The organism is Pseudoalteromonas sp. TAE79 (assembly GCF_000498015.1).
Lineage (GTDB): Bacteria > Pseudomonadota > Gammaproteobacteria > Enterobacterales > Alteromonadaceae > Pseudoalteromonas.
Window position 1 is genome coordinate 1 of sequence record NZ_AUTL01000012.1, and the last position, 1,119, is coordinate 1,119.

The window sequence follows — 1,119 nt, forward strand, 5'->3', positions numbered from 1 at the left end:
AAGCCGATCCTATTGGCTATCATGGTGTACCAAAATTCGATCCGAGCACAACTAGCCTACCTAAATCTAAACCTAGTGCTGCTACTTTTTCAAAAGTATTCGGCGATTGGTTATGTGATATGGCCGAACAAGACAGTAAGTTAATGGCTATCACGCCTGCAATGCGCGAAGGTTCAGGCATGGTACGTTTTTCTAAAGAGCATCCAGATCAATACTTTGATGTAGCTATTGCTGAGCAGCATGCCGTTACTTTAGCCGCTGGCTTTGCCTGTGAAGGTTTAAAACCTGTTGTTGCTATTTACTCAAGCTTTTTACAACGTGCGTATGACCAATTAATACATGATGTTGCACTGCAAAACTTACCTGTATTATTTGCCATTGACCGCGCTGGTATTGTTGGAGCCGATGGTGAAACTCACCAAGGTGCGTACGATTTAAGCTTTATGCGCTGCATTCCAAATATGGTAATTATGGCACCAAGCGATACCAACGAATGCCGCCAAATGCTATACACCGGTTATAAAGCAAACTGCCCTGTTGCAGTTCGTTATCCTCGAGGTAGTGCAGGTACTGCAGACATTGAAAGCACTATGCAACTGCTTGAAATAGGTAAGGCAGATACAATTAAGAAAGGCAGTAAAATTGCCATTTTATCGTTCGGTACATTACTTGAAAATGCACAGCTTGCTGCAGATGAATTAGATGCAACGCTTGTTAATATGCGTTTTATTAAACCACTTGATACCGCACTTTTAAATGAGCTTGCAACTAGCCACGATGTAATTGTTACGCTTGAAGATAATGCGATTGCTGGCGGTGCCGGCTCTGCAGTTAACGAATTCTTAGCAACGCAAAAAACTGATATTAATATCCTTAACTTAGGTATTCCTGATGAGTTTATTAAACACGGCACTCAAGATGAAATGCACGATGAAATGGGGTTAGGCGAGCAAGGAATATTAACCGCTATTAAAGCGTTTATTAATTAACTTCCTATACATCTAAAGTTGAGCATATTAAAAAAGGAGCCTAGGCTCTAATGCCGTTCACTTAAGGTGAACGGCTTTTTTATTTCTAGCGTACCGCTGCGGTCTTGGCTTGACTGAGCGAGGAAAACTT

Annotated in this window: 1 protein-coding gene; it reads left to right on the forward strand. The window is 41.5% G+C overall.

Features of this window, described 5'->3' with window-relative positions:
* Positions 1–989 (forward strand): 1-deoxy-D-xylulose-5-phosphate synthase (dxs, locus tag L655_RS0100215; protein WP_024603691.1); only part of this gene is annotated, 989 nt, incomplete at its 5' end.
* Between the last annotated feature and the right edge of the window lie 130 nt (positions 990–1,119).